General features: G+C 63.9%; 5 protein-coding genes. 2 read left to right on the top strand and 3 right to left on the bottom strand.

Annotated features, from left to right (window positions below):
* Nucleotides 1-477: DUF2721 domain-containing protein (locus QZY06_RS01720; RefSeq protein ID WP_295679386.1), on the top strand; the 477-nt coding region annotated here is incomplete at its 5' end.
* A 27-nt stretch (nucleotides 478-504) separates the two neighbouring features.
* Here QZY06_RS01720 and dapD read toward each other — a convergent pair.
* The 3 genes from dapD to map form a co-directional block, all read right to left on the bottom strand.
* The gene (dapD, locus tag QZY06_RS01715; protein ID WP_367275535.1) at nucleotides 505-1,311 is read right to left on the bottom strand and encodes a 2,3,4,5-tetrahydropyridine-2,6-dicarboxylate N-succinyltransferase; all 807 of its coding nucleotides are present in this window, start codon (nucleotides 1,309-1,311) and stop codon (nucleotides 505-507) included.
* 41 nt (nucleotides 1,312-1,352) lie between these two features.
* Entirely contained in the window at nucleotides 1,353-4,043 is a 2,691-nt protein-coding gene (glnD, locus tag QZY06_RS01710) for a [protein-PII] uridylyltransferase (protein ID WP_295679381.1), read from the bottom strand.
* Nucleotides 4,044-4,193: 150 nt separating this feature from the next.
* Complete coding sequence (gene map, locus QZY06_RS01705; RefSeq protein ID WP_295679378.1) at nucleotides 4,194-4,979, bottom strand: type I methionyl aminopeptidase; 786 nt, start codon at nucleotides 4,977-4,979, stop codon at nucleotides 4,194-4,196.
* A 285-nt stretch (nucleotides 4,980-5,264) separates the two neighbouring features.
* Between map and QZY06_RS01700 the strand changes: the two genes are divergently transcribed.
* On the top strand, nucleotides 5,265-5,410 hold a 146-nt coding region (locus QZY06_RS01700), incomplete at its 3' end, for a 30S ribosomal protein S2 (protein WP_295679389.1).

Here is a 5,410-nt window from a genome sequence, read left to right as displayed (position 1 = left end):
ATCACTTCGATTGCCCACGTCATCCAGCTGGCGGTGGCGCCAGTGTTCCTGCTGGCCGGTGTTGCCGCCTTCACCGGCGTGATCTCGAACCGGCTCGGGCGCATCGTCGATCGGGCACGGCATCTGGAAGCGCAGGTGCGCGGTGCTTCGATCGTGCGGGCCGACGGGATCCGTGCGGCGCTGAAGAATCTGGCCAAGCGCGCCCGGCTGGCGAACCGGGCAATGACCTTGTGCGTGTCCTGTGCAGTGATGATCTGCAGCGACATCGTCGTGCTGTTCATCAGCACCCTGACCGGCGTCGGGCTCAGTGGCGTGGTGGCGACGGTGTTCGTGTTCGCGATGCTGCTGCTGATCGCCGGGCTGCTGCACTTCCTGCGCGAGGTCTATCTGGCCACGCGCTTCCTGCGCATCGGCGGGCCGGATAGCCAAGCCGATGCACAGGCGATTGAAACGCCGCCGCCTCCGCCGCCTGCCTGAGCAGAACAGCGGTTCGGCGATCCAAACTCAGAGGTCGCGCAGCAGGGCGTTGATGCCGACCTTCGAGCGCGTCTGCGCATCGACGATCTTGACGATCACGGCGCAATTGATGCTGTAGCGACCGCCGTCCCTGGGCAGCGAACCGGCAACCACCACCGAGCCGGCCGGCACGCGGCCATAGCTGACGGTGTTGTTCTCGCGATCGAAGATCGGCGTCGACTGGCCGATGAACACGCCCATCGAGATCACCGCACCTTTCTCGACGATCACGCCTTCGACGATTTCCGAACGCGCGCCGATGAAGCAGTCGTCCTCGATGATCGTCGGCGCTGCCTGCAGCGGTTCCAGCACGCCGCCGATCCCGACACCGCCGGACAGATGGACGTTGGCGCCGATCTGCGCGCAGGAGCCGACCGTGGCCCAGGTGTCGACCATCGTGCCCTTGCCGACGTAGCCGCCGATGTTGACGAAGCTCGGCATCAGGATCGCGCCCGGCGCGATGTAGGCGCCACGGCGTACCGAGGCCGGCGGCACGATGCGTGCGCCCTGCGCCTTGAAGCGCTCGGCGGTCCAGCCGGCGTATTTCAGCGGCACCTTGTCGTAGCCCATCAAGGGGCCCATTTCCATCGGTGCGTTGTCATGCAGGCGGAAGTACAGCAGCACGGCTTTCTTCAGCCAGTCGTTGACTTGCCAACCTGCGTCGGTCGGTTCGGCGACGCGGGCCGCACCCGAGTCCAGCAATTCGATCGCAGCTTCGACAGCAGCAGCTACCGCGGTATTCGAGGCATCCAGCGTGGCGCGGTCTTCCCAGGCGCTCTCGACGATCGCCTTCAATTCTTGGTTGTTCAAGCAGTCTCTCGGTGGGTCTGTCTGTTTTATTTATGAGTGCTTTCGGCGCTGTTCAGCGTGCGGGTGAGCACTTCGCGCAGTTCGTCCAGCACCTTCTCGTTGGTGATCGGCTGGTGCTGCCGATCGGTGATGTAGAACACGTCCTCGGCACGCTCGCCGATGGTCGCGATCTTGGCGGCATCGAGCAGGAAGCCGCGCTTGTGGAACACACGGCCGATCAACGACAGCAAGCCGGGCTGGTCGGCGGACACCAGTTCCAGCATGGTCCGGCCGTGGGCGGTGTCCTGGCTGAAATGGATGTTGGTCGGCGTGTCGAAGTGGCGCAGGCGCGTGGCGCGGCGGCGATTGACGTCGACAACCGAGATCGATGGATCCGCCAGCACCTTGCGCAGCGCACTACCGATTTCTTCGAAGCGATGCACGTTCTCGATCGGCGTGCCGTCGCCTTCCATGACCACGAAGGAATCGAGCGCGTAGCCATCGGCCGTGGTGTTGATGCGGGCGTCGAGAATGTTCAGGCCCAGCTTGGCGAGCACGCCGGTCGACAGACCGAACAGATGATCGCGATCGCGCATGTAGACGAACACCGTGGTGCCGCGACCATCCAGGGTGCGGACCAGGATCAGCGGCAACTGGTCCTCGGTGGTGTTGGCGATCGCGGCCAGATGCCAGACCAGTTCGGCCGGTGAGTGGCGCAGAAAGTAGTCCGGCGTGAAGCGACCCCAGATGCGATCGGTCAGCGCGCCGTCGACATCACTTGCCCCCGGTAGCGCATAGGCCGTGCGCCGCTGTTCGGCGACTTTTTCGGCGATCGTCATCGGGTTGTCGAGCCCGCGTTCCAGTGCCCGGCCGGCGCTGTGATACAGCTCGCGCAGCAGGCTTTCGCGCCAGGAATTCCACAGCGCCGGATTGGTCGCGCGGATGTCGGAAACGGTCAGCACCAGCAGGTAGTCGAGGCGGCTGCGGTTGCCTACCTTGGTCGCGAACGCGGTGACGATTTCCGGATTGGAAATGTCTTGGCGCTGCGCGGTCAGCGACATCAGCAGATGGTTGCGGACCAGCCAGCAGACCAGGTCGGCATCGGCATGGGACAGGCCGTGGGCGAGGCAGAATTTCTCCGCTTCCACCGCACCGGCTTCCGAGTGATCGCCACCGGACCCCTTGCCAAGATCGTGATAGAGACCGGCGACGTAGAGCAGGTCCGGGCGCGCAATGCGGCTCATCACGTCGCTGAAGAACGGCAGCTCGTGATGGAACTGCGTCATGTTCAGACGGCGCAGATTGCGCACCAGACGCAGCGTGTGTTCGTCGACGGTAAGCGTGTGGAACAAGTCGTACTGCATGTGGCCGATGATCTGGCCGAACACCGGCAGATAGCGGCCGAGTACGCCGTAGCGGTTCATCCGCCGCAGCGCACGGGTCAGCCCTGGCCCTTGCTGGAACATGCCGATGAACAGGCTGCGGCTGCGCAATTCGCTGCGCACGCTGTCGTCGATCAGGCGGCGATCTCGGCGAATCAGCCGCAGCGTATTGGTGGTGATGCCTTCGATCTTCGGATGCAGCTGCATCAGCGCAAACACTTCGATCAACGCCGATGGCGACTTCTGGAACACATCCTCGGCACGGGTCTCGATATAGCAGCCGCGCAGCTGGAAGCGCGAGTTCAGCGGTTTGGCTTCGAGATCCTGGCCCTTGCCGAGAATCGCTTCCTCGAACAGCTGCAGCAGCATGTCGTTCAGGCAGCTCAGACTTTTGATCGTCCGGTAGTACAGCTGCATGAACTGTTCGACGGCGCGGTTGCGGTCCGGGTCTTCGTAGCCGAACAGGGTGGCGATCTTGTTCTGGTGATCGAACAGCAACCGGTCTTCATGGCGGCCGGTGATCATGTGCAGCGCGAAGCGCACCCGCCAGAGGAAATCCTGGCCGGCGAACAGTTCGTCGCATTCGGTCTTGGTCAGAAAACCGCGCTCGCGCAGCTCCGTGAGCGAAGATGCGCCGAAATGCCGCTTGGCCACCCAGGCCACGGTGTGGATGTCACGCAGGCCGCCCGGGCTTTCCTTGACGTTCGGCTCCAGCTTGTAAGCGCTGTCGTCGTACTTGGCGTGGCGGGCCTGCTGCTCGGCAACCTTGGCGCGGAAGAAGGCATCGACCGGCCACATGTGCTCGGGGCGCATCGCTTCCTGCAGCGCCGCGAACAGGCTCAGGTCGCCGATCAGCGGCCGGGCTTCGGTCAGATTGGTGATGACGGTGACATCGCTGGCCGCCAGTTCGGCGCACTGGTGCACGCTGCGCACGGCTGAGCCGACATCGAGGCCGATGTCCCACAGGAAGGCGAAGAAGTTTTCCAGCTGCGACTTCGAGGCTTCCAGCGAGGCCTCGTCGAACAGCACCAGCAGATCGATATCCGAATGCGGCAGCAGTTCGCCGCGGCCGTAGCCACCAACCGCCATCAGCGCCAGACCGCCCGAGGACTGCGGCAGGAACTGGGTCCAGGCTTCGCGCAGCACTTCGTCGACCAGATGGGCGCGGGCGTGAACCAGCGAATCGGCCGGCGTGCCTTCATGGAACAGACCGACTAGCCGCTCGCGGCCCCAGGCCAGGGTTTCGCGGAACGCGGTGATCGGCTTGCCGCTATCGGCGCGCAGGCGGTTGCGGACGCGGCGTGCGGAGAAGACGGCAATGCTCTCGTCTTCGTTCAGCTCGATTTCAGCGCCCATGAAACAGTGTCCAGTGATGAGTGGCCAGTGGCCTGTGGCCCTTGGAATCAGAGCATTCTGCGGATCGCAGGTGATTCCTGCTTGAACAGCGGAAGGCGCGGGCTGCGCGACCTCTGACGGCTGACCACGGGCCACCGACCACAGCCGTCTTCAAACGGCCTCCCCTTCGCGCAGGGTCAGGATTTCGTAGCCGGTTTCGGTGACCAGGATGGTGTGTTCCCACTGCGCCGACAGCGAATGATCCTTGGTGACCACCGTCCAGCCATCCGGCAGGAGCCGGACGTCGGCCTTGCCGGCGTTGAGCATCGGTTCGATGGTGAAGGTCATGCCCGGCACCAGCTCCATGCCGGTGCCGACGCGGCCGTAGTGCACCACCTGCGGGTCTTCGTGAAAGATCCGGCCGATACCGTGGCCGCAGTAGTCACGGACGATCGAATAGCCGCGTGATTCGGCAATCGTCTGGATCGCCGCGCCGATGTCGCCGAGGCGCGCGCCCGGCTTGACCTTGCGGATGCCGGCCAGCATCGCCTCACGGGTGGTTTCGGTCAGCCGCTTGGCGAGAATGGTCGGCTCGCCGATGTAGAACATCTGGCTGGTGTCGCCGTGCCAGCCGTCGAGGATCACGGTGACGTCGATATTCAGCGCATCGCCGCGCTTCAAGGCCTTGTTTGCCGGGATGCCGTGACAGACCACGTGATTGAGCGAGGTGCACACCGACTTCGGAAACGGCATCCGACCGTGGCCGCCGCCGTAGCCGAGCGGGGCAGGGATGCCCTTCAGGTCGTTGACGATGTAGTCATGACAAAGCTGATCGAGCGCCTCGGTGGTCACGCCGGCCTTCACATGCGGCGCGATCATGGTCAGCACGGAGGCTGCTGCCCGGCCGGCGGCGCGCATGCCGTCGCGCTCTTCCGGATTCTTGATGGTTACCGACATGTAAGGTTTCGTGCCTGTGCTGCTTGGGGGGAATGCGGCGGTCGCCGCGCGCTGTCCGGATGGGGCCGCACGGGGCGGGTGGTCAGCGTCGAGCGGCGTATGGTATAAAGCGCGCCGCCGCAAGGCAATGCAACCATCGCGCCGTCTTTTCAAAGGCTTGGTGGAAGCAGGCAGCAAGAAACCATCCGCGCTCGTCCCTGGGTGTTCTGAACGCTCGTCAAACAATCTGACGAAGCCGTAAGGATTCCTCGATGCGCGGTCAGCCCAACCCAAGGAGATTGCACCATGTCGTCGATTACCATGCGTCAGCTGCTGGAAGCCGGCGTCCATTTCGGACACCGCACCCGCTACTGGAACCCGAAGATGGAGTCCTACATCTTCGGCGACCGCAACAAGATTCACATCATCAAACTCGAGAACACGCTGCCGCT

The sequence above is a fragment of the uncultured Nevskia sp. genome (assembly GCF_903885465.1).
Lineage (GTDB): Bacteria > Pseudomonadota > Gammaproteobacteria > Nevskiales > Nevskiaceae > Nevskia.
Note: the sequence above shows the minus strand (reverse complement) of the source record. Positions and strands in the feature narration are given on the sequence as shown.